The following is a 23,520-nucleotide window of genomic DNA, read 5'->3' as shown; positions in this document are numbered from 1 at the left end:
TTTATTAATTAAGGAGAATTGTACACCAGAGTTATGAAAGAAGCAACTGATATTTTTTGGCGGGTCGGCCCGGTTTGTTTTGACTACTTGAGCCAAGTGGTCGGAGCAGCTGTTGGTGGTTCCGTAAAAAATTAGAATTATCTGGTTCTTTTTTACCAAAGCTTTCAAACACATGCCGCGCTAACTTCAGTGTGAATGATGGGCCCAAAATAAGCAAAATTGTCGGCTGATAGTCTAACTTATTAACAATTCGCTGCGTTGCAACGGTGAGAATCCAATTGTGGTCAAATGCGAGGCGTTTAGCCGGATCTTGGTGGGTAATATAGTCGTCAGCAACGAGTGTTTGGAAGGAAAACTCTTGGTAATTAAAGTGAAAAAGCCCCGATTTGTGCTTTTTGAGTGTAAACCATTGGGCATCCAAGGCACCTGGTCCGGGGTGGAGGACAGGTTGCGTGGGCAGAAAGGTCATGTAGCTTAATGAGAGCGCGCGTTCGCCAGGTGAGCGGTTCGGCTCGGTAAAGGTTGCAAGTTGCTCGGCATGAATATTGGGTAAATCAAGGCCTAGTTTTTCTTTGACTAAGCGCAACGTGGCATCGTGGGCACTTTCGTCAACGCGCAACCAAGTTTCGGGTAAAGCCCAAAATTCTTGAAACGGGGTGTCAGCGCGTTTGACGAGCAGTAACTTGATGTCTAAGGTGTCAGGGTCAAAACTCCAAATTACGTTGGTGATGGTAATGCGTGGTTTTTCCAGAGGAATTGTCGTCATAATGGCCGCCTTTTATTTTGAATTTCAAACGAGTGGGTATCTTATTATTTTAACATTTAATCTGGCAGATGATAAACGTCACGCGATCATGCGGTGCATAGATTGTGTGAGTGCCGTGAGAAAACAGCAAGCATGAAACGAGGATTATGCCGATTGATATGGTAAAATTGTAGCAAACCAATGAAGGGGGCATGTTGATGACGCCAGGGGGGGCCTTAGCTGATTTTTTTAAGCAATATACAAATTTTCGAGGGACGAGTTCCCGCAGTGCATTTAATTGGGTTGTCTGGTTTTGGGGGATGATGTATCTGACCATGGCCATTGTGATTGTCGCAGTGGCTGGTTTGGGTGCTTTTTTTGGGAAACAAGCCGCAATCCATACGGAAACCAAAGCCGTGGAAATGGCTACGATGTTGGTTGTGATGATTTCATTTTTCTTGTCGGCGATGGTGATTATCCCAACATTTGCTTTAAATACGCGGCGGATGCACGATATGGGGTATTCTGGTTGGTGGCAAATCGGCCCGTTTAGTGTGAACTTGTTATTTTCTAACTTGCCGATGCTATATCATATGCGCTTGAAAACTTTGGCTTGGACATGGTGGGTGCCGATTGCTGTGAGCTTTTTGTTCGCCTTTTGGCTTTCGGTGACGAAATCCAGTCATAGTAATCGTTATCGATAAGATAAAAAGCAGACAGTCGCGACTGTCTGCTTTTTATTGTTCACCACGGACATCACCGTGGACTAAATGTTTAAATAAATGGCGATCCGCCCAAGCAATGTTGCGTCCTTGAAAGAAGAAAGAGACAAGGGTGCCTAAGCCAAGTGCGACAATTTGATGACTGATGAGAAACGCCACGGCAGAAATGCCAATGGCGACAATGAAATTGCTCATTTGCGCTTTAGATGCGTTACCGTGAAAATAATCAAAACGTAAAATATTCGTTAAGTCATCTAATGGGTGCAAAATCCAGTTGACGCGTTGGTAGATCGAAATGGCCACACCAATATTCCAAATGGCAAAGAAGTCTAACGGTAGGCGCGCCCACCAAGGGAGTGTTTGGACGCCAATTTGAATAAAAAAGTTAGAAAAAACACCAACGAGTAAACTAAAAGATAACCCAAAAAGCACGTTACCAAGGAGTCGCGGCCAATTAAAATTCATTGCCAGTAACATATTTAAAAAAGCAATGACCGTGGCAAACAATGCGAGAAATAACCCAATTTGCCAACCGGTTAAGTGGGCCAAGTTGGCAGCGCCGGCGGTCCAAGGTGCTGAACCCATGGCGGTTGCAACACTTAATCCATTACCAAATGAATTAATGATCAGTGAAATCGCGAAAAAACTGATTTTTTGTTTCAATCCAAGTTGGAAAAATTGGCCATCAATATAGTACATCGCGTTCTCCTAAATGTTGTCATGAATTCATTATAGCAGTAACTACAGGGCTTGAAAGTATTAAGATTTAAAAAAGTGATAATCTTTGTTTACAAATTCACATAAAGGGTGTATATTAACTTGTGAAAAAGATATCAAAAGAAAGGCATCTCATGATGACAAAAGTAGCATTAGTAACAGGGGCAGGACAAGGCATTGGGCAAGCCATTGCTGAACGTTTAGTGAAAGATGGGTTCAAAGTAGCTTTGGTGGGTCGTCACTTGGATAAAGTGCAAAAGGTGGCCGATGCGATTCAAGCGCGCGGTGGTGAAGCCATCGCAATTCAAGCGGACGTGGCCAAGCGTGATGAAGTGTTTGCGGCGGTTGCGGCTGCAAAAGCTAAGTTCGGTGACTTCAATGTGATTGTGAACAATGCCGGTGTGGCACCAACAACACCGATTATGGCCGTCACAGAAGAAGATATGAACTGGACGTGGGGCATTAACGTCAACGGTGTGGTTTGGGGAACACAAGCCGCCGCTGAAGCCTTCAAAGAACTCGGGCATGGTGGCAAAATCATTAACGCCACCTCACAAGCCGGTGTGCAAGGGAACCCAAATTTGACAGCTTATGGTTCAACGAAGTTTGCGATTCGCGGCATTACCCAAACAACAGCGAAAGAATTAGCAACGTTTGGCATTACTGTGAATGCTTTTGCACCAGGGATTGTTAAGACACCGATGATGTGGGATATTGCACACGAAGTTGGCCAAAATGCCGGTCAAGATGATGATTGGGGCATGGCCCAATTCTCAGAAGGCATTGCTTTAGGTCGTTTGAGTGAACCAGAAGATGTCGCCAATGTGGTGAGCTTCTTGGCGGGTGAGGACTCAAATTATGTGACTGGGCAAACATTAATTGTTGATGGTGGGATGGTCTTCCATTAAAAAACAATAAAAAAACGCGGCACCTGAAAAGGGTCGCGTTTTTTTATTGTGCAATTTCGTGAAGCACACGATATGCCATGGCTTCGGTTAAAACCATATCCGTGACCAAGTGACCACGTAAAGCCCCGATGACCGGGCGCGACTTTGATTTACCACGGACCAAACAAATTCGCTTAGGGACTTGCATAATTTGTGCCACAGACAAGCCAACAATTTTATCATCGGCTTGATTTAAAAAGTGGCCATGAATATCGTAAGGGCGGCCGTAAATCACCCCAGCAATATCACGGAAATTAACTGTTGGGAAAATACCATTGAGGCTATTTTGCCAAATGGGAATAGACTCTAAAGAACGAATTGTGCCTAACCCAGTCACCAGTGCATCCATATTATTAGCCACCGCCAGGGTGTTTTGCAAAGACGGCTCGGCGTACAAGCCTTGGCGCACCAAGTCATTTAAAATATACAACGGTGCGGGCAGGGTTAAAAATTCGCCTGAAACCTTTTTTGCCGCACGTTCGACCATCCGAACAGAGCCGGCAGTAGAATTGTATTTCATATTTTCGCCAAGAAATTGGGTGAATTTTACCCGGTCTAACGGGGTACTTTTCAGACAATCAATCATGCTATAAATGGTTTCACCCCACGTTAAGCCAATGACTTTGTTATTATCGTGCAGTAATTCATCCACCAATTCGGCGGCATAATTGGATAGGTGTTCATACGTGGTGATATTGTTAATGTCATCTTGGACCACGTAGAAATTAGTATGTGGATACTTGTCTTGTAAAATATGCTCAAGTTGCGCATTACGATGTGAGTTCGCCGTAATTTCAATTTTAACAATGCCGGTTTTAACGGCTTCGTTGAGATATTTATTGACTAAGTAGCGACTGATGCCATATTTTTTAGCAATTTCTCCAAAAGGGAGCTTATTGAGATAGTAATCTTCAGATACCTGAGAAATGAGCTCGCGATCAACCATGTGGGATACCTCCATGATTTTATTTTACTCGCATTTTAAAATTCAGACAATCAGCGCAATAATTTCAATTGTTTTTAAAAAATTAAATTCAAAAATATTAAACCATTTTAAATATTTAAAAAACATAACAAAAAAAGATATTTATTTTAAAAATTACTATAAAAAACGTTGACATTGCGGGCGGCAATTACTAGAATAGGGTTTGTTCATAAATGTACATACGTACACAAGTCAAAAAAATAAAGAGGTTTGCTCGCTATGGTAGATATGGCAGAAGTTTTATCGATTCATGAGGCCCATACCGGTGTCTTAGACATTGAATCGAAATTTGATATTACAACACCTTCCGAATTAAGTGAAGCCTACACGCCGGGTGTAGCGGGATTGGCGAAGTTGATTGCTGACGATGCGTCGCAAAAAAATGCCTATACCATGAGTGGTAAGCTCATTCCGGTCATTACCGATGGTTCGGCAGTTTTGGGACTAGGCAATATTGGACCAGCTGCCGGGCTACCCATTGTGGAAGGCAAAGCATTAATTTATAAAAATTTTGCTGACGTCAACGCGTTGCCAATGGCGTTAAACCAAATTAGCGTGACGGATTTTGTTAACACCGTCAAAGCCATGGCGCCGTCATTTGCAGGGATTCATTTAGAAGATATTGCGGCCCCACGTGTCTTTGAAATCGAACGACGCTTGAGTCAAGAACTGGACATTCCGGTCTATCATGATGATCAGACGGGGACAGCCATCGTGGTATTGGCTGGTTTGATCAATGCTGCGCAGGTTGTTCACAAGCCATTGACTGCGTTGAAAGTGGTCATTAATGGCGTTGGTGCCGCGGGGGTTGCTACCGCCAAATTATTGATTGAAGCTGGGATGACGCAAGTGACGTTGGTCGATATTCATGGGGTGGTGAGAGCAGATGATCCGCAATATAACACGTACCAACGTGAATTAACGCAACACATCCAGCAAGCTAATGGGCAAACGTTGTCAGACGTGATTGCCAACCAGGACGTCTTTATCGGTTTGTCCGATGCACACGTCTTAACCGCAAATCATGTGGCAAAAATGGCGGATCAACCCATTATCTTTGCTCTGGCCAACCCAGTGCCAGAAATCTTACCGGAAGAAGCCTTGGCTGCTGGTGCAGCCATTGTTGCAACCGGCTCATCACAGTGGGCCAATCAGGTCAACAATGTGCTCGTGTTCCCTGGCCTATTTAAAGGGCTGTTGGCAAGTGGCTTAAAGCATGTTGATATGCAGCTACAAGTGAAAGTGGCGCAAGCCATTTCGGAGATGATTACCACGCCAGATGCGACGCATATTGTGCCGGGTGTCTTTGGCCAAGGGACAGTAGCAGCGGTTGAACAAGCCATCATTGCTTATGCGGAGGCTCATACCAATGACTGAGGTCATACGCGACATTTACCTCACCAATGCCCAGCAGAAAAAAGAATGGGCGGCTTTCTTAGCTGATTTGGGGCTGGCTAACTTTAGTGAGCAAGAATTGGGTGGCATTGAAGCCATTATTGGTTTATACGATGATGACCGGTTGGTCGGGACTGGTGCCATTGCGGGGCAAATCATTAAATATGTGGCCGTCTGTGATCGCGGTGCTGAGACAAAAGGCGCGCGTTTTAACCGCGTGATAACCGCGTTAGAAAATCGTTTGGCAACACTTGGTCGGTTTCATCACTTTGTGTTTACCAAGCCGCGGTATATCGCGAGTTTTGAGCATATTGGCTTCCGTCTACTGGCAGAGTCGGACTTAGGCGCCATTTTGGAAAAGGGTTCGCCGGATGTGACGCAATACTTGGCGGATCTGCCCAAACCAACCTCTGAAATGCAACGTGTTGCGGCGGTGGTGATCAATGCCAACCCATTTACAAACGGGCATCGGTATTTAGTCACGCAAGCTGCTCGTGAAAATGAACGCGTCTATGTCTTTGTTGTGACGCAAGATGCGTCGCTATTTCACACATCAGAGCGGTTGGATTTGGTGAAAGCCGGCTTAGCTGATTTACCTAATGTCGTGGTGGTCGGTGGGGGGGATTATATGGTGAGTTACCTGACTTTTCCAGCCTACTTTATGCCAGCAGATGCCTCAGTGATTGATTATCAGACGACGCTTGATGCGCGCCTGTTCAAAAATCTGATTGCACCTGCTTGCCATATCACGACCCGATATGTTGGGGATGAACCGCAATCGCGCACGACTGCCATATATAACGCCACCTTGGCGCGTGAATTAGCACCAGAAATCAAACTCGTTGTGGTGCCGCGCTTACAGACAGCAGATCACACAGGTGTCATTTCGGCGCGCACGGTGCGCCAAGCAATTGCGGCTGGGAAACGCCATGATTGGGTTGATTTGGTACCTGCAACAACGGATCAGTGGCTACAGGACCATTTAGCAAGTTTACAAGAACGGATTAGAAAGGGACAAGAAATTCATGGAAATTAAGCAAACGGCGATTGCCGGTACGTTAGAATCATCTGATGTACAAATCATGCTCAGTCAAAGTCATGACGGCGTGACCTTTGATTTGGTATCAGATGTTGCCAAGCAGTTTGACGATGCAATCAAGGCCACAATTACACAAGTGTTAGCCGCTTACGACGTGCACAACGTCTTGGTGAAAGTTGTTGATAAAGGCGCTTTGGACATGGTCATTCGAGCACGCGCGATTACGGCTGTGCAACGCGCATTAGATTTGGCCGATGAACCGAACTGGGAGGTGTTGTAATGGCTGCAGAAGAAAGATTACGTCGCACCATGATGTTTGTGCCGGGGAATAATCCGGCCATGATTAAAGATGCCGGCATTTTTGGGGCTGATTCTATCATGTTTGATTTAGAAGATGCCGTCTCATTGGCGGAAAAAGATGCCGCGCGCTATCTCATCTATGAAGCTTTGCAAACGGTTGATTATGGGGATGCTGAATTAGTGGTTCGGATCAATGGATTGGACACACCGTTCTATCAAAATGATATCAAGGCCATGGTGAAAGCCGGTATTGATGTGATTCGTTTGCCGAAAGTTGAATCTGCTGAAATGATTCATACATTGGAAACGTTGGTGGCTGAAGCAGAACAAACCTTTGGTCGTGAAATTGGGACCACGCATTTAATGGCCGCTATCGAATCAGCCCGCGGTGTCGTTAATGCCAACGAAATTGCGCAAGCTTCTGATCGTATGATTGGGATTGCATTGTCGGCTGAAGATTACACGACTGACATGAAAACACACCGCTATCCTGACGGTCAAGAATTGCTCTATGCCCGGAACGTGATTTTACATGCGGCGCGCGCCGCTGGCATTGCCGCCTTTGATACCGTCTTTACTGATTTGAATGATGAAGCTGGTTTCTATCGTGAAACTGAACTCATTCACCAGTTGGGATTTGACGGGAAGTCCTTAATTAACCCACGTCAAATTGACATGGTAAACCAAGTTTATCAACCAACCCAAAAAGAAATTTTGACGGCGCAAAATGTGATTGCGGCCATCGAAGCGGCCCGACAAAAAGGTTCAGGTGTGATTGCCATGAACGGTCAAATGGTGGATCGGCCAGTTGTTTTGCGCGCTGAACGTGTGATGCGTTTAGCCAAGGCGAATCATTTAGTAGATTCGGAGGGAAATTACATTGAAAAATAAAGTAGCACGTGACATTCCAGATGACATTTTAGCCGCAACGCAGCGCCAAGTTTTTAATGGTGTGGATTACGGCCATCCTGTCACGCAACGAGTTGCCCCCAAGGTACGGGCGACAACAGGTGGTGATAAAATCGTAGCTTCCATTGATGAGGTCGTGACCAAGACGGTTGCTGATGGCATGACAATCTCATTCCACCATCATTTTCGTGAAGGCGATTATGTCTTTAACCAAGTCATGCGTAGCATTATTGACCATGGCTATCAGAATCTAACGTTGGCCCCTTCATCATTGACCAATGTCATGAATGATATTGTGGTTGAAGCCATTCAAAAAGGTGTCGTGACCAACATTACATCATCTGGTATGCGTGGCACACTTGGGGATGCAGTGTCCCATGGCTTACTAGCCCAACCTGTCATTTTCCGATCACATGGTAACCGTGCGCGCGCCATTGAACATGGGGAAATTAAAATTGACGTGGCCTTTTTAGGGGTACCAAATGCTGATGATATGGGTAATGCCAACGGCATGGATGGCGATGCGGCCTTTGGCTCATTGGGATATGCCTTAATTGATGCCCAATATGCTGATACGTTAGTTTTGATTACCGATACTATGAAGCCTTATCCAAATACACCGGCTTCAATTAAGCAAACACAAGTCGATTATATTGTTAAAGTCGATGCGGTCGGCGACCCAGAAAAGATCGGGTCTGGTGCGACCCGCTTTACTAAGGATCCCAAAGAATTAAAAATTGCCAAGACAGTCAATGATGTGATTGTGAATTCTGCCTACTTCAAAGATGGCTTTTCATTCCAGACTGGTTCAGGTGGGGCCGCTTTAGCCGTGACGCGTTTCTTGCGTCAAGCCATGCTAGATCACCAAATCAAAGCGTCATTTGCACTTGGTGGGATTACGAAACCAACCATTGATTTGCTCAATGAAGGGCTTGTTGCCCGAGTGATGGATGTCCAAGACTTCGATAAAGGGGCTGCGGCCTCAATGAAGGGTAATCGTGACCAACAAGAAATTGATGCGTCATGGTATGCCGACCCTGCCAATAAAGGCGCCATGGTTGATAAGCTGGATGTGGCAATCTTGTCGGCGCTTGAAGTGGATACGCATTTTAACGTGAACGTGATGTCTGGTTCTGATGGCATTATTCGTGGGGCGATTGGTGGGCACCAAGATGCTGCCATGGCCAAGTTGACGATTATTTCTGCGCCCCTTGTTCGTGGGCGCATTGCGACGATTGTCCCTGACGTGACGACAGTCATTACGCCAGGAGATGCCATTGATGTGGTGGTTACCGAAGTTGGGATTGCAATTAACCCTAAGCGCCATGATTTGATTGACCAGCTAAGCAACGTGCCTGGTTTGCCAGTTTACACGATTGAGGCATTGCAACAAAAAGCTGAAGCGATTGTTGGTAAGCCAAAACCTTTGGCCTTCACCGATCGGGTGGTAGCTCTAGCGGAATATCGTGATGGGACATTAATTGATGTTATCAAGGCGGTTAAAGATTAAAACACAAGCGAATCGTACGGTTCGCGTACATAATAATTCAGAAAGCAGCGGCAAAATGATACGTGTCATTCAAGATGGGCCAACCATCACCTTAAATCAAGCCCTCGATAACCGCGAGTGGCGGAGTCACCGGCAAACACAGTTAGCAAAACGTTACCCAACGGCAGTTGTCGTGAGCGTGAAACTAAATATTCCTGGGCCAATTAAAACCAGCAGGCCCCTGCAAGATTTGTTCCGTCGGGGGTTAGGTTGTTTGCGTCAATATGTAGCTGACTTTCCTTTAATCGATGACCAGATTTTGCTCACACGACCCACGGGGCCAGAAGCCTTCTTGGTGATACAAGGCACATTAACGGCGGTCAAGCGACAAGCCATAGCCTTTGAATCAGCCACCGTCATGGGACGGTTGTTTGATATTGATACGTTACAAGCAGGGGTGGCCACACAGTTATCCCGGCAAGACTTGGGCTATGCCCCCCGGCAATGTTTGATTTGTGATCAGCCCGCTAAAGTCTGCATTAAAACATCAGCACATCAGTTACAGGCTGGTTATCAAGCCATCCAAGCCATTTATGATGCCACCATGCAAGATGCCATGGTCATTGCCAAACCAACGCAAGCCGCTGTCGTGCATGCTGCTATGGCGGGGTTATTGTATGAAGTGAGTTTGCAGCCAAAGCCTGGGTTAGTGGATCCAATTAGTCCAGGGGCACATGATGACATGACGGTGATGACGTTTATTGATAGTAGTTTAGCTTTAATGGGGTATTTTAATACAGCCTTTACGATTGGTCATGATTTTTCCGGGGATGATTTAACGGCCATGTTTCAAACGCTGCGGGTCGCTGGGCGAGAAGCAGAGCAGGCGATGTTTGCTGCAACGCATGGGGTCAACACGCATAAAGGGGCGATTTTTTCACTTGGCATTATGGTGACGGCCGTGGCTTATGCCACACGGTTGACGGGCACCACAACCGCCCATCTCCAAGAAATTATGACGCACATGTTAACAGGCTTGGTGGCACAAGACCTCACGGCGTTAGCGGCCAATCAAAAACCGTTGACGGCTGGTGAACAACAATACCAGCAATACCGCCTAACCGGTGTTCGTGGCGAAGCGGCGGCAGGCTTTCCGGTGGTGTTACACACGGCCCTACCATTCTTACAAAGCACCACTGGGCAGACAACACAGCGTTTACTCGATACTTTAATGCAGATTGCTGGTGCCATTGAAGACACGAACTTGATTAAGCGGGCAGGGACGCCGGCAATCACGGCTGAAATGCAACAATGGGTGCGCGACTATTTCGCACGCGGCGGCAGCAAAACGCCAGCTGGGTTAGCTTATTTGACCGCATTGGATGACCAATTTATTGCGCGTCATCTCAGCATTGGTGGTGCGGCAGATAACCTGATTTTAACCATCTTCTTGGCCAAATTAGGGGGTGTCTTAGTATGAGAATGATAACCTCAGATGGGATTCAATTGGCTTACACGGATCAAGGTGACGGGCCGGTCATCTTATTGTTGGCGGGCTATTCAGGAATTAAAGAAGAATGGCAATACCAAGTGACGTTTTTATTACAACACGGTTATCGGGTGATCACACTCGACTGGCGTAGCCATGGGGCCTCAACGCGCACGGCCAAACACTTACGCATCATGCGTTTGGCCGCAGATGTTCAGGAATTACTTTCGGTGTGCCAAGTGACAACAGCTACGTTGGTGGGGCATTCGATGGGGGCGAGTGTAATCTGGGCGTATCTCACCATTTTTGGTGAACAGCGTGTCTCACGTATTGTAACAATTGATGAATCGCCCAAACCGCTAAACGATACCTATTGGCAAGCGGGCCTCAACGGGCTGACTTGGGAAAATTTTTGGGTACGGCTACCTTATATCTTAAGGCAACCCATGACCGTGGCTGGGATATCTGAGCCATTACGGCAAGAATTAAAGACAACACGTGCGGTGCATCCGTTTGATGAGGCGCTGTGTAGGCCATTATTAGGGGATCATTTGCAACAGGATTGGCGTGAAACGTGCCAATCGCTCACGATCCCGCAACTGATGATTGTGGGAGCAGCTTCTACCATGTGGCAGGGTGATTACACAATTATTTGTGAAAATAATAACAACGATGTGGTGCGCATGCCAAATGCAGGACATATGCCGCACATGGAACAGCCCGATGCAGTCAATGCTTACCTGCACACATTTATATCAGCGTAAAGGGAAACAGCAATAAAGGCGGTGATTTTTATAAAAAGTAGACGAACTTTTTTTTACGCATTAATGTGAAATTTGTAACGAACAATAAAGTTAACGGAGATAAGTAACAATGGGAAACAACAAGCAAGACAACACGCAACCAACGCCTGGAGGCCAACCTTGGTTGAAAAAATTAGACGCCATCAAGATTAGTGGCATTGGCTTAGTGGCCTACATTATTATGGCCATTTTGCTCATTATTGCGATTCGCTCGCATACCTTACCTGACAACATGATTGGGGCGATTTTGACCCTGGTTATCATGGGACACCTCTTTTATTTTATTGGCGCAAAGCTACCAATTTTCCGCACCTATTTAGGTGGGGGATCCGTCTTTACGATTATTATGGCCGCAATTTTGGCCACGACAGGTGTGATTCCGCATGAAGTGGTGAAAACAGCCTCAGGCTTTATTAACACAGCAGATTTTCTGGATCTATACATCGTGTCCTTGATTGGTTCATCCATCTTTCGGATGGATCGTAGCCTCATTTTGAAAGCGGCGGTTCGTTTCTTGCCGGTTGCCTTTCTCTCAATGGCCATCACTTTCTTTGGTGTCGGCCTTGTGGGGATGCTGATTGGGGTTGGCTTTAATCACGCGGTTTTGTATATTGGTATGCCAATTATGGCGGGTGGTGTTGGCGCCGGCATTGTGCCGCTATCAGGCATTTATGCCCATGCCTTTGGTCAGCCGGCCAAAATGATTTTGTCGCAACTCTTCCCAGCAGTTATTTTTGGGAATTTGTTAGCTATTATTAGTGCTGGATTGGTTTCTCGGATTTTCATGAATAGTAAGGGCAATGGGCATGGCCAATTGCTGAAAACAAACACCACAACAGCGGCCGAAACCACGGACGTACCGCTTGATTACATGCAAATCGGGGTGGGGATGACGATGTCTGTTGCCTTCTTTGTCTTTGGCACGATGCTAAACAAGTTAGTGCCACAAGTCAACGCCTATGCCTTTGTGATTTTGACCATTGTCCTATTGAAATCTATGGGGCTATTACCTAAATACTATGAAGATTCAGTCATTATGTTCGGGCAACTCGTGGTTAAAAATATGACCCACGCGCTACTTGCTGGGGTTGGGCTATCTTTGTTGAATATGAAACTATTGATGGCTGCCCTTTCTTGGCAATTTGTCGTTTTGTGTGTCTCAAGTATTATCATTATTTCGTTGGCCAGTGCTGCGTTAGGGAAGTTGTTTGGCCTTTACCCAGTAGAATCAGTGATTACCGCTGGTCTTGCTAATAACAGTATGGGTGGCACGGGGAACGTTGCCGTGTTGGCCGCTTCAGATCGTATGAACTTAATTGCCTTTGCGCAAATGGGGAATCGAATTGGTGGCGCCTTGATGTTAGTTGTGGCTGGTATTTTGGTTAGCTTCATGCATTAAGCCAAACGTTAGACAACATTTATTAAGAAGATTGCACGATAATCACCGTGTTATCTTCTTTTTTTCGTTGAAAATACCGTTAAATCCATTAAAATTCGTTACATTGTAAACAATTACACAATAAACTAAATATAAAGAAAGCGCTTACAAATGTGATTATATCAACTGTTTTAAAAATAATTTTAAAAAGCTTGCATTTTAAAAACACCTGTTATATACTTAGATTGTTAAGAAATGAGCAAACGATAAAAGGAGCACAGTCATTATGGTAGAAGCAACTGAAAAGAAGCCCGTAAAAAAGGTTTTGACACCGGAAGAAAAAGCAGAATTGCAAGCACAAGCTGAAAAAATGACCGCAGCATTAGTTGAAAAGTCACAAAAGGCCTTGGCTGAATTCTCAACATTTACACAAGAACAAGTAGATAAGATTGTCGCAGCCATGGCTTTGGCTGGGTCAGAAAATTCATTGTTATTGGCCCACGAAGCGCATGACGAGACGGGTCGTGGCGTTGTGGAAGATAAAGACACGAAGAATCGTTTTGCCTCGGAATCAGTTTATAACGCCATCAAGTTTGATAAGACAGTTGGTGTGATTAGTGAAGATAAAATCCAAGGAAAGGTTGAATTGGCGGCCCCACTTGGTGTGTTAGCCGGTATTGTCCCAACGACAAATCCAACATCAACAACGATCTTTAAGTCAATGTTGACTGCAAAGACACGTAATACGATTATCTTTGCTTTCCACCCACAAGCGCAAAAGGCCTCAGCTCATGCGGCACAAATCGTTTACGAAGCCGCTTTGAAGGCAGGCGCCCCTGAAAACTTTATTCAATGGATTGACAAGCCATCAATTTATGGCACAACGGCCTTGATTCAAAACCCAGGCATCGCCTCAATTTTGGCAACAGGTGGCCCATCAATGGTTAACGCAGCGTTGAAGTCAGGGAACCCTTCAATGGGTGTTGGTGCAGGTAACGGGGCAGTCTATATTGATGCCACCGTTGACACGGATCGTGCCGTATCAGATCTGTTGTTGTCAAAGCGTTTTGATAACGGTATGATTTGTGCCACTGAAAACTCAGCTGTCATCCAAGCACCAATTTATGATGAAGTCTTGCAAAAGTTGCAAGATCAAGGGGCTTACTTGGTGCCTAAAAAAGACTACAAGAAGATTGCGGACTATGTCTTCAAGCCAAATGCAGAAGGGTTCGGTGTAGCTGGTCCAGTTGCCGGTATGTCAGGCCGCTGGATTGCGGAACAGGCTGGTGTGAAAGTACCCGAAGGCAAGGATGTCTTGTTGTTTGAACTTGACCAAAAGAACATTGGTGAAGCCTTGTCATCAGAAAAGTTGTCACCATTGTTGTCTATTTATAAGGTAGAAAAGCGCGAAGAAGCCATTGAAACAGTGCAAGCTTTGTTGAACTATCAAGGGGCTGGCCACAACGCAGCAATTCAAATTGGGGCCCAAGATGACCCATTTATTAAAGACTACGCAGATGCCATCGGGGCATCACGTATCTTGGTTAACCAACCAGACTCAATCGGTGGGGTTGGCGATATCTATACAGATGCTATGCGCCCATCATTGACGCTTGGTACCGGATCATGGGGGAAGAATTCATTGTCTCACAACTTGTCAACATACGATTTGCTTAACATTAAGACTGTTGCGCGTCGTCGTAACCGCCCACAATGGATTCGTTTGCCAAAGGAAGTTTACTACGAAGCTAACGCAATCACTTACTTGCAAGATTTGCCATCAGTCAAGCGCGCCTTTATCGTGGCTGACCCTGGCATGGTGCAATTCGGCTTTGTTGGCAAGGTCTTGAGCCAATTAGAATTGCGCCAAGAGCAAGTCGAAACAACCATTTATGGTTCAGTTAAGCCAGATCCAACGTTGTCACAAGCCGTTGATATTGCACGCCAAATGGCCGACTTTAAGCCTGATACAGTGATCTTACTTGGTGGTGGTTCCGCGCTCGATGCTGGTAAGATTGGTCGCTTCTTGTACGAATACTCAACACGTCATGAAGGTATTTTGTCAGACGAAGAGGGTATTAAGGAACTATTCATGGAATTGCAACAAAAGTTCATGGATATTCGTAAGCGTATCGTGAAGTTCTATCATGCGCGTTTGACCCAAATGGTGGCGATTCCAACAACATCAGGTACAGGTTCAGAAGTCACACCATTTGCCGTTATTACCGATGACCAGACCCACGTGAAGTACCCATTGGCCGATTACGAATTGACACCTGAAGTTGCTATTGTCGACCCAGAATTCGTGATGACTGTGCCAAAGCGGACGGTTGCCTTCTCTGGTTTGGATGCTTTGTCTCATGCCTTTGAATCTTATGTATCAGTGATGGCTTCAGAATTTACGCGACCATGGGCTTTGCAAGCCATCAAGTTGATTTTTGAAAACTTGGCCACATCATACAACTACGATCCAAAGCACCCAACCAAGGAAGGTCAAAATGCGCGGACCAAGATGCATTATGCTTCAACGTTGGCTGGGATGTCATTTGCCAACGCCTTCCTAGGCATTAATCATTCACTTGCCCACAAGACTGGTGGTGAATTTGGTTTGCCACACGGCTTGGCCATTGCGATCGCTATGCCACATGTGATTAAGTTTAACGCCGTGACTGGTAACGTTAAGCGGACACCATACCCACGCTACGAAACTTATACAGCCCAAAAAGATTATGCCGATATCGCGCGCTACCTTGGGTTGAAGGGAAATACCGATGTTGAATTGGTGGATGCTTTGATTGCTGCCATTAAGGATTTGGCACAGTCCGTTGAAGTGGATCAAACCCTTTCAGGAAACGGCGTGACCAAGGCTGCCTTGGTGAAGAGCATTGATGAATTGACAGACCTTGTCTACAACGACCAGTGCACACCTGGTAACCCACGCCAACCAAGTTTGGCAGAAATTAAAGACCTTTTGATGGCACAACTTTAAAAGTACAATCGGTGCAAGTATTGCACAAAAAGCAAAAGAAATTTTGCTTTTTTTGTTTGCAATTTTTACTATCCGTGTATATAATATATCCATAGATAAAAAGAGTACACGAAAAAGAGGCAACGTATGAAATTTTGGCAAAGTGCGGAATGGCAGCGAATCAGCCACTTACGCGGATTAAAACTATTACTCGTAGGTATTGCGGTCATTCCTAGTATTTATGCGGTGATTTTCTTATCATCCTTATGGGATACCTATGGCAAATTAGATCAATTGCCGGTCGCGATTGTCAACAATGATCAACCCGACACCATTAATGGCAAAACCCAACATTTAGGGCAGGACTTGACGGATAAGCTACTCCGGCAAAAACCGTTAAAAATGACGGCAGTGTCGTCCAAGCAAGCCCACGATGGGCTGAAAGCTGGACATTATTATATGACAATCACGATTCCAAAAGATTTTACGCATAATGCCGGGACGTTATTGACAGCACAACCAAAATACGCCAAGATTGCGATTGCACAAAATGCTGGGCAAAGTTTTATTGCTGAAAAAATGACGAGTTCAGCAGCAGTCAAAATTCAAGATAGCGTAAACCGTTCATTGCAAAGCGTCTACAACAGTGCTATTCTTTCGGCAGCCTCGGCGTCTCAAAAAGGTTTCTTAGCAGGTTCTGATGGTGCCCGCCGGCTTAACAATGGGCTAGGACAGTTAGCTGATGGTAGCCGTCAATTGAATACAGGTGCTCAAGCCCTATCACAAGGAACCTCAACTTTGGCGAGTGGCTTGTCACAATACACGCAAGGGGTGGCGCAAGCTCATGGTGGTGCTGGGCAATTGGCGAGTGGCGCGTCAGTCGCTGCCAACGGCGCCAATCAATTGGCGGCTGGGACGTCACAGTTAGCACAAAATGCCCCCCAGTTATCAGCCGGGAGCCAACAAGTTGCTGTGGGTGCGCAACAGTTAGCCACTAAGTTGCAAGAATTGAGTGATGGGATTGTCCAAGGGCAAACTGCGAGTGCGCCTAAGTTAGCTGAATTAGAAAAAGGTTTGGATGATTTGACTAATTCCGTCAATGCGATCACATTACCGGAAACGCCTGATACTCAAGCGATGGCACAAGCCGGTCAAGACTTGAAAACTGGCTTAACGGGTGCGGGTCAAGATACGCAACAGTTAGGCAAAATAGCAAGCGATCCCAAGTTTGAGGCATTTCTAGCAGCCAATCCTGATATTGCGCAACAATTTGGCGCAACGACCAATAGCCTGAAAGGCCATTTAGCACAGAGTGGTCAAGCTGCAACAAATATAGGCAGGAGCTTCACACAACTCCAGGCGTTGCTGCCACAGCTTGAAGCCTTTAAAACTGAATTGCCAAAGTTACAAGCAGGGGTAGCGCAGGCGCAATCAGGCAATAAAACTGCCATTGATGGCTTAAATGGTAGTTTAACGCAGCTCAGCCAATTATTATCTCAACAAGTTGTCCCAGCAGCGCAACAATTAGCGGCTGGTGCTGGCCAAGTCAATGCCGGTCAACAGCAAGTCACGACGGCTGCTTCGCAATTGCAAGCAGGTGCCGGTCAACTGGCACAAGGGAACGGGCAACTAGCCATGGGCGCAACACAATTGACTGGTGGTTTGGGACAATTGACTGCTCAAAATAGCCCATTAACTAGCGGGGCAAGCCAATTGAATCAAGGTGCGCAGCAGTTAACGACGGGCACCCAACAAGCTGTTTCAGCTTTAGGGCAAGCCCAAGATGGTTCGAATACGTTAGCGGCAAAATTGGCAGATGGTGCCATTGCTTTGGAGCAAATTCATGGCAAGCCAGCCAATGTTAAGGCGTTAACACAACCGGTGAAACAGACGCAAAAGAACTTGTCTGAAGTGGAAAATAACGGTACAGGGATGACGCCATATATGATGTCGGTGGGTCTCTTTGTCGGCATGATTACTTTAAGTGCAATTTATGACTTTGTGACAGTTGCCAAGAAACCACGTAGTGGCTTTGCTTGGTGGGCGGACAAACAAACGGTTAATATGCCAGTTTGGATTGCCCAAGGGATTATCATTACCAGCTTATTGTTATTGGTCGACGGACTACATCCAAAAAATGTGTTCTTATTATACATTGTGGCGTTAGTTGTCGCCTTTGCCTTCAACCAACTTGTCTTGCTCTTTAGCATTATGTTTGGTAAATTAGGTTCTGGACTGATGATTATTGCCTTGGTCTTGCAACTCAGTGCCAGTGCGGGTTCATATCCAATTGAATTGTCCAATGGCTTCTTCCAAGCAATTCATCCTTGGGTACCTATGACGTATTCGGTGCACGCCTTCCGCGAAGTGATTTCGATTGGTGGCAGTGTGGTTGGTGATTTGGCCGTCTTATTAGCAATTGGTATCGTCTCAATGGTACTTACTTGGGGCGTCTATCATTGGAAATTACAACATAATGACCTCGTTTGGTCAGGTAAGGCAGAAACTGCCAGCTAACGCTGGTAACGTCTTCGCGATCAATGCTTGGGGAGATGGAGAAAACGATGAAAATGTCACAAGCTGTTGAGCAAAGTCTAGTCGTATTGGTCATGCTAGCTTTGCAAAAGGACGACTTACCGGTGAAAAGTTACTTATTAAGTGACCGCTTGGAGGTGTCAGAGTCTTATTTGAAGAAAACGATGCGTAAGTTGGTTGTTGCTGGGATTGTTGAAGCAATTGCCAGTAAAGAAGGGGGCTTTAAACTAGCCCGATCAATTGCTGATATTACGCTGCTCGATGTTTACGAAGCCATTGAAGGGGATGGTAGTTTCATCCATGCCACACAATTGGCTGATCGTATTTTCTTAAATCAAGAATCCAACAAGCCAGTGGAAGATGTCCAAGAAGCATTGGATGTAGCAGTGGATGACGTCTTAAGCGTGTTTAACGATGCTGAACAAGATTTTAAGCAGCGATTACAGCGCTACACGATTGCTAAATTATTGCGTCACGTCAGTGCCGCAGATTTTGAAAAAATTGATTGGCGTCAAGTCAACTGAGAAAATAACGACGAAAGTCGTTATTTTTTTGTTGTAAAATGGCGAATTATCTTGATTGAAACGCACATTTTATAACGTGTGACTTGCAATTTATATCGTGTGCGATATAATTATGGTTGAGGAAAGGATTGGTAGCAGATATGACCCCAGCGGACCATCTTTATGATGAACTTTGTTTATCGGTGTATAACACGAACCGATATTTTCACCGACTATACAGTCGCGTCTTAGACCCTTACGATTTGTCATATTTACAATATATGAGCCTCTTGATTATTCATCAACAAGGGCCATTGAAATTAATGGCGATTGGCGCTGCATTGGATTTATCGAGTAATACACTCACACCGGTGATTGATAAGTTGGTCAAGAAGTCATGGTTGCAAAAAACGCCTAGCCCAACTGATAAACGGGCCAAAGTTTTGACGATGCCAGCTGACAAACAACCTTTATTTGCACAAATACTGACTGAAGTTGATGCCATCCGCGATAATTTGCTCGCGCGTAGTGGTCGCCCACTGGAAGACGTCCTCCGTGAGAATCAAGCGTTGAATGACATTTTACAAACGATGTTAACAGAAGAGAAAGAAGGATAATCATGTACGATATTATTTTCATTGGTAGTGGCCATGCGGCCTGGCACGGTGCGCAAACATTGGCGCGCGCTGGTAAGAAAGTGGCCTTGGTCGAAGCCAATAAAGTGGCTGGGACTTGCACGAACTTTGGCTGCAATGCCAAAATCTTGTTAGATGGGCCTGCAGAAATGATGCACCATTTACACCACTATCACGGGATTGGCATTAACGATACGCCTGATATTATTTGGCCAGAATTGATGGCTTACAAGCATCAAGTGATTGATCCATTATCTGATGGCTTGGCCAAGATGTTGTCGGTTGATGGGATTGATATTATTGCTGGGCATGCACAATTCATCAATGCGCAAACGATTACGGTTGGGGATGTCCACTACACGGCCGACCAATTTGTCATCGCCACTGGGCAACGCCCAGCTAAGCTACCAATTACAGGCGCTGAACTCACGCACGACAGTACGGATTTCTTAGATTTGCCAGAAATGCCAAAGTCAATGGTCTTTATTGGTGCAGGTTACATTGCGATGGAATTTGCGTCAATTGCTCATGCAGCGGGTAGTCAAGTGACGTTGATTGAATATGGTGACCGGGCGTTAAATGGCTTTGACGCTGACTATGCCCAACAAGTTGTCGCCGATATGTCCGCTAAGGGCATTGCGTTTGCGTTTGGCCAAGCGGTGACGCGTGTCACGGCATTAGATAACGGCCAGTACGCCGTTGAAACAGCGCAAGGGCAACGTATTGAAGCCGATTATGTGATGGACACTACGGGGCGCGTGGCCAATATTGATGGCCTCGGCTTAGATACGATTGGGGTGGCCTATGACCGCCAAGGGGTCTTGGTCAACGATCACTTGCAAACGAACGTGCCAAACATTTATGCTAGTGGAGATGTGATTTCAAAGCCAATCGCACGTTTGACGCCAACCGCAACGTTTGAATCGCATTACATCGCCCGCGTGCTCTTGGGTGATTCGGCGCCGATTGCCTATCCTGTTGTGCCAACCGTGGCCTTTACGTTGCCCCGTGTCGCGCAAGTCGGCGTGACGACTGAGGCAGCAGCGCAACGCGACGACTTGCAGGTCATCGAGATACCTTATGGGCAAGTGATGCGTTTCCAGACGTTAAACGATGTCCACGCCGCCATTAAAATTGTGTTGAATCAAGAAAAGCAATTGGTCGGAGCGGCCTTAATTGGTGACTTTGCCCCCGAAGTGGTGAACGCTTTGGTGCCAGTGATTAACAAACACTACACGAGTGCCGATATTAAAGACCAAATTTTTGCTTTCCCAACACATACTGGGGTTGTTTTGCCAATGATTGCCAACTATTTAGCCTAACAGGAGATTAGCGATGAAAGCAGCAGTAATTAACCAATATGGTGACCGAGAGAACTTAACGGTAGTTGACACCGCAGTTCCTGCCATTCAAGCAGATGAAGTCTTGGTCGAAAATATCGCCACCAGCATTAATCCGATTGACTATAAGGCTCGCGAAGGGCTCTTGCAGCGCATGTTCCAATGGGAATTTCCCGTGGTACTCGGTTGGGATGTCGCTGGGAAAATTGTTGCCGTAGGCGATGCGGTGACAGGCTTTAAAGTCGGGGATGCGGTTTTTGCCCGACCAGACATTGATCCAATTGGTCGTAATGGGTCATACGCCGAATATACCGCAGTGAAAGCGGATAAGTTGGCCTTAAAGCCAAAAAATGTGAGCTTTGCTGAAGCGGCGGCAGTGCCTTTGGCAGGCCTCACCGCGCTGCAAATGTTACAACAATTGCAAGTCAGTGCTGGGAAAAAAGTGCTCATTCAAGCCGGTGCCGGTGGCGTTGGCATTTACGCCATCCAACTGGCAAAAAAGATGGGGGCTTATGTTGCAACAACGGCGAGTCAAGCCAACCATGACTTTGTGGTGGGTCTTGGTGCTGATGAAGTGATTGATTACCACACGACCAACATTCAAGACGTGTTAGCCGATTATGATGCGGTGTTTGACATGGTCGGGGATGTCGATAATGGGTTAGCGATTTTGAAGCCAGGGGGCCATTTTGTGACGATTTCAGCCACATTGACCCCGGAACAAAAGGCCACCCCGGACAAAACGGTGCGTGAAGGTTGGCTGCAACCAAATGGCCAAGATTTGGCTGTGTTAGGGGCCGATATTGCATCAGGTGACTTAAAAATTGTCGTGGATTCTGTGTATCCATTGACGACTGCAGGTATTCAAGCAGCGCATGAACGAAGCGAAACGCACCATGCGCGTGGTAAAATTGTGGTACAAATTAAACCAGAAGAAAATGAGGGAGAATAAATGATAGCTTTAGTGATAACAGCATTGGTCGCGATTGAAGCGATTGGGATTATGTTTGTCGAAGTTTTTGGCTCAACGCCACAACAAGTGAAGGCGTTTGAATTAGAACCAGAAATCGTCGATATTCCCGAAGTCAAAACGTTGCTTGGTAACCAAGGGGTTTATAATGGGTTGCTCGGTGTGTTGATTTTTGCCACGATGTTCTTATTGTCAGGCCATGCACAAGTCGTGATGTTGGCCTTAGAGATGGGCTTCATCCTGATTGCCGCCATTTATGGTAGTTTGACGGCGGCACGCAAGATTATTTTGGTACAAGGTTTGCCAGCAGCGATTGCTTTGTTGGCATTGTTTATGAAATAAAGAGATGCCTCACGGTTTGTGGGGCGTCTTTTTATTTCATAGGTTAAAAACATCTGTGTTAGATCACAATAATATGTTAAAATGTGGAGTATTAGTGTGTCTTTTTTAAAAAAGTTTTCGGGGGTATTTATGGGGAGTTTATTCTTTGATATTTCGGTATTAAGCACCATGTTGATCGGTTTAGGTATTGCAATTCTGACCATCCTTAATTTTCATGAAATGCGTGAATCGTTTGGATGGTATGCCGAAACGGTTGTTGTTTTCTTACCTTTAATCTATAGTTTGTTATCGGTATCTATGCTGGTCATTGGTAACATTTATCTATATTATTTATTAGCCATAATCGTTTATTTTTATGTTAGCCATGATATTGGTGCGGGGTATTTTTTACTCACAGCTTTGATCATTATTACTTACTTATCAATGTTGAATCCAGCGTTACCACAAGGTACGGTCTTATTGGTGTTAATGACCGGGTTGTTAACTTATATCGGCACTGTGATAGTTAATTTATTAAAAGTGCCAATATTAGCTAAAATCAGTGCGGCCTCGTTTATCATGCTTTGTGCTGAACGATTGTTTGGTACGTTCGTACCGATTTATGGGGTACATACTTTGCGAGGCAGTGTGATTAGTGTGTCTGCGTTATTAATTACTATGATCATGATGCATTATTTTAACCGGTATATCACGCAGCGGGTTGCTGAAATTGATGCGATTACGTTGCGGGCGAATAAAGATGAACTGACACAATTTTACAATTTGTATTATTTATACAAAGATTTTGGGTCACAACAATTCAACGAAGAAACCTTAGCAATTGCGATTTTGGATTTAGATTACTTTAAAAAAGTGAATGATCAATATGGCCATAATATAGGCAATCAGACATTGATTACTTTTTCTAAACATATTCACCAAAATTTGATTGAACAGCTGGGGACTAATAATTTCGAATTGTATCGTTATGGTGGTGAAGAATTCGTTGTGACCATCAAAGCGGTTGCAGGCAAAACGATGAAAGAAGTATTTGACCAACTGCAAGATACTATTCAGTGTGTGACGATGGAACAATTACCAGAACGAATGAGTTTTTCAGCTGGTGTAGCCTATCTTAAAAATCATGCTTTTGATCCGATGACGACATTGGAAGCTGCCGACCAACTACTTTATCAATCAAAACATGCTGGCCGTAAACAAACAATGATTGAAGTTTTATAAATGCCTACTGGCAAACAGCAAGTATCATAAGTTAATAAGGGGGTTAACTGTGGTAGCTGTTTTGCCAGAAAAATGTAAAATAACCTGA

The 23,520-nt window shown here is 45.3% G+C and carries 21 protein-coding genes; 18 read left to right on the top strand and 3 right to left on the bottom strand.

Annotated elements, in window-relative coordinates; genetic code table 11:
- Positions 1-31: 31 nt before the first annotated feature.
- The gene (locus HF966_RS04595; protein WP_168676655.1) at positions 32-766 is read right to left on the bottom strand and encodes an NrtR DNA-binding winged helix domain-containing protein; all 735 of its coding nucleotides are present in this window, start codon (positions 764-766) and stop codon (positions 32-34) included.
- A 197-nt stretch (positions 767-963) separates the two neighbouring features.
- Between HF966_RS04595 and HF966_RS04590 the strand changes: the two genes are divergently transcribed.
- Positions 964-1,449: a DUF805 domain-containing protein gene (locus tag HF966_RS04590; protein WP_168676653.1), complete on the top strand. Its 486-nt coding sequence runs from the start codon at positions 964-966 to the stop codon at positions 1,447-1,449.
- 33 nt (positions 1,450-1,482) lie between these two features.
- Here the strand turns inward: HF966_RS04590 and HF966_RS04585 are convergent, their stop codons facing one another.
- Positions 1,483-2,166: a DUF6198 family protein gene (locus HF966_RS04585; RefSeq protein ID WP_168676652.1), complete on the bottom strand. Its 684-nt coding sequence runs from the start codon at positions 2,164-2,166 to the stop codon at positions 1,483-1,485.
- 155 nt (positions 2,167-2,321) lie between these two features.
- Here HF966_RS04585 and HF966_RS04580 point away from each other — a divergent pair, with 155 nt between their 5' ends.
- Positions 2,322-3,092: a (S)-acetoin forming diacetyl reductase gene (locus tag HF966_RS04580; RefSeq protein WP_168676789.1), complete on the top strand. Its 771-nt coding sequence runs from the start codon at positions 2,322-2,324 to the stop codon at positions 3,090-3,092.
- Between the two features lie 43 nt (positions 3,093-3,135).
- Here HF966_RS04580 and HF966_RS04575 read toward each other — a convergent pair whose 3' ends face one another.
- Entirely contained in the window at positions 3,136-4,077 is a 942-nt protein-coding gene (locus tag HF966_RS04575) for a sugar-binding transcriptional regulator (protein WP_168676650.1), read from the bottom strand.
- Positions 4,078-4,335: 258 nt separating this feature from the next.
- Here HF966_RS04575 and HF966_RS04570 point away from each other — a divergent pair, with 258 nt between their 5' ends.
- The 16 genes from HF966_RS04570 (at position 4,336) to HF966_RS04495 (ending at position 23,432) form a co-directional block, all read left to right on the top strand.
- The gene (locus HF966_RS04570) at positions 4,336-5,493 is read left to right on the top strand and encodes an NAD(P)-dependent malic enzyme (protein ID WP_168676649.1); all 1,158 of its coding nucleotides are present in this window, start codon (positions 4,336-4,338) and stop codon (positions 5,491-5,493) included.
- On the top strand, positions 5,486-6,547 hold the full coding sequence (gene citC, locus HF966_RS04565) for a [citrate (pro-3S)-lyase] ligase (protein WP_168676647.1): 1,062 nt from the start codon (positions 5,486-5,488) through the stop codon (positions 6,545-6,547). The genes HF966_RS04570 and citC overlap by 8 nt, the downstream gene beginning before the upstream one ends.
- Positions 6,537-6,830 carry a citrate lyase acyl carrier protein gene (gene citD, locus HF966_RS04560; protein ID WP_168676645.1) on the top strand — a complete coding sequence of 98 codons (294 nt, stop codon included), beginning with the start codon at positions 6,537-6,539 and terminating at the stop codon, positions 6,828-6,830. The genes citC and citD overlap by 11 nt, the downstream gene beginning before the upstream one ends.
- Positions 6,830-7,741, top strand: a complete 912-nt coding sequence (gene citE, locus HF966_RS04555) for a citrate (pro-3S)-lyase subunit beta (protein ID WP_168676644.1) — start codon at positions 6,830-6,832, stop codon at positions 7,739-7,741. The genes citD and citE overlap by 1 nt, the downstream gene beginning before the upstream one ends.
- Positions 7,731-9,269 carry a citrate lyase subunit alpha gene (gene citF, locus HF966_RS04550; protein WP_168676642.1) on the top strand — a complete coding sequence of 513 codons (1,539 nt, stop codon included), beginning with the start codon at positions 7,731-7,733 and terminating at the stop codon, positions 9,267-9,269. The genes citE and citF overlap by 11 nt, the downstream gene beginning before the upstream one ends.
- A gap of 55 nt (positions 9,270-9,324) precedes the next feature.
- On the top strand, positions 9,325-10,728 hold the full coding sequence (gene citG, locus HF966_RS04545) for a triphosphoribosyl-dephospho-CoA synthase CitG (protein ID WP_168676640.1): 1,404 nt from the start codon (positions 9,325-9,327) through the stop codon (positions 10,726-10,728).
- Entirely contained in the window at positions 10,725-11,501 is a 777-nt protein-coding gene (locus HF966_RS04540) for an alpha/beta fold hydrolase (protein WP_168676638.1), read from the top strand. The genes citG and HF966_RS04540 overlap by 4 nt, the downstream gene beginning before the upstream one ends.
- 109 nt (positions 11,502-11,610) lie before the next feature.
- Positions 11,611-12,939, top strand: coding sequence for a 2-hydroxycarboxylate transporter family protein (locus HF966_RS04535; protein WP_168676636.1), 1,329 nt, complete (start codon positions 11,611-11,613; stop codon positions 12,937-12,939).
- A 265-nt stretch (positions 12,940-13,204) separates the two neighbouring features.
- On the top strand, positions 13,205-15,907 hold the full coding sequence (gene adhE, locus HF966_RS04530) for a bifunctional acetaldehyde-CoA/alcohol dehydrogenase (protein ID WP_168676633.1): 2,703 nt from the start codon (positions 13,205-13,207) through the stop codon (positions 15,905-15,907).
- Between the two features lie 126 nt (positions 15,908-16,033).
- Positions 16,034-18,403: a YhgE/Pip family protein gene (locus HF966_RS04525; RefSeq protein ID WP_168676631.1), complete on the top strand. Its 2,370-nt coding sequence runs from the start codon at positions 16,034-16,036 to the stop codon at positions 18,401-18,403.
- A 47-nt stretch (positions 18,404-18,450) separates the two neighbouring features.
- Positions 18,451-18,945 (top strand): RrF2 family transcriptional regulator, encoded by a 495-nt coding sequence (locus tag HF966_RS04520; RefSeq protein ID WP_168676629.1) that lies wholly within the window; start codon positions 18,451-18,453, stop codon positions 18,943-18,945.
- A gap of 140 nt (positions 18,946-19,085) precedes the next feature.
- A complete protein-coding gene (locus HF966_RS04515; protein ID WP_168676627.1) occupies positions 19,086-19,541 on the top strand; it encodes a MarR family transcriptional regulator in 456 nt (151 codons plus the stop codon).
- On the top strand, positions 19,541-20,881 hold the full coding sequence (locus tag HF966_RS04510; protein WP_220729026.1) for a dihydrolipoyl dehydrogenase family protein: 1,341 nt from the start codon (positions 19,541-19,543) through the stop codon (positions 20,879-20,881). The genes HF966_RS04515 and HF966_RS04510 overlap by 1 nt, the downstream gene beginning before the upstream one ends.
- 13 nt (positions 20,882-20,894) lie before the next feature.
- Entirely contained in the window at positions 20,895-21,851 is a 957-nt protein-coding gene (locus tag HF966_RS04505) for an NADP-dependent oxidoreductase (RefSeq protein ID WP_168676623.1), read from the top strand.
- Positions 21,852-22,211 (top strand): DUF1304 domain-containing protein, encoded by a 360-nt coding sequence (locus HF966_RS04500; protein WP_168676621.1) that lies wholly within the window; start codon positions 21,852-21,854, stop codon positions 22,209-22,211.
- A gap of 129 nt (positions 22,212-22,340) precedes the next feature.
- On the top strand, positions 22,341-23,432 hold the full coding sequence (locus tag HF966_RS04495; RefSeq protein ID WP_168676619.1) for a GGDEF domain-containing protein: 1,092 nt from the start codon (positions 22,341-22,343) through the stop codon (positions 23,430-23,432).
- Positions 23,433-23,520: the final 88 nt, after the last annotated feature.

Source organism: Leuconostoc holzapfelii, assembly GCF_012396485.1.
GTDB lineage: Bacteria > Bacillota > Bacilli > Lactobacillales > Lactobacillaceae > Leuconostoc > Leuconostoc holzapfelii.
Note: the sequence above shows the minus strand (reverse complement) of the source record. Positions and strands in the feature narration are given on the sequence as shown.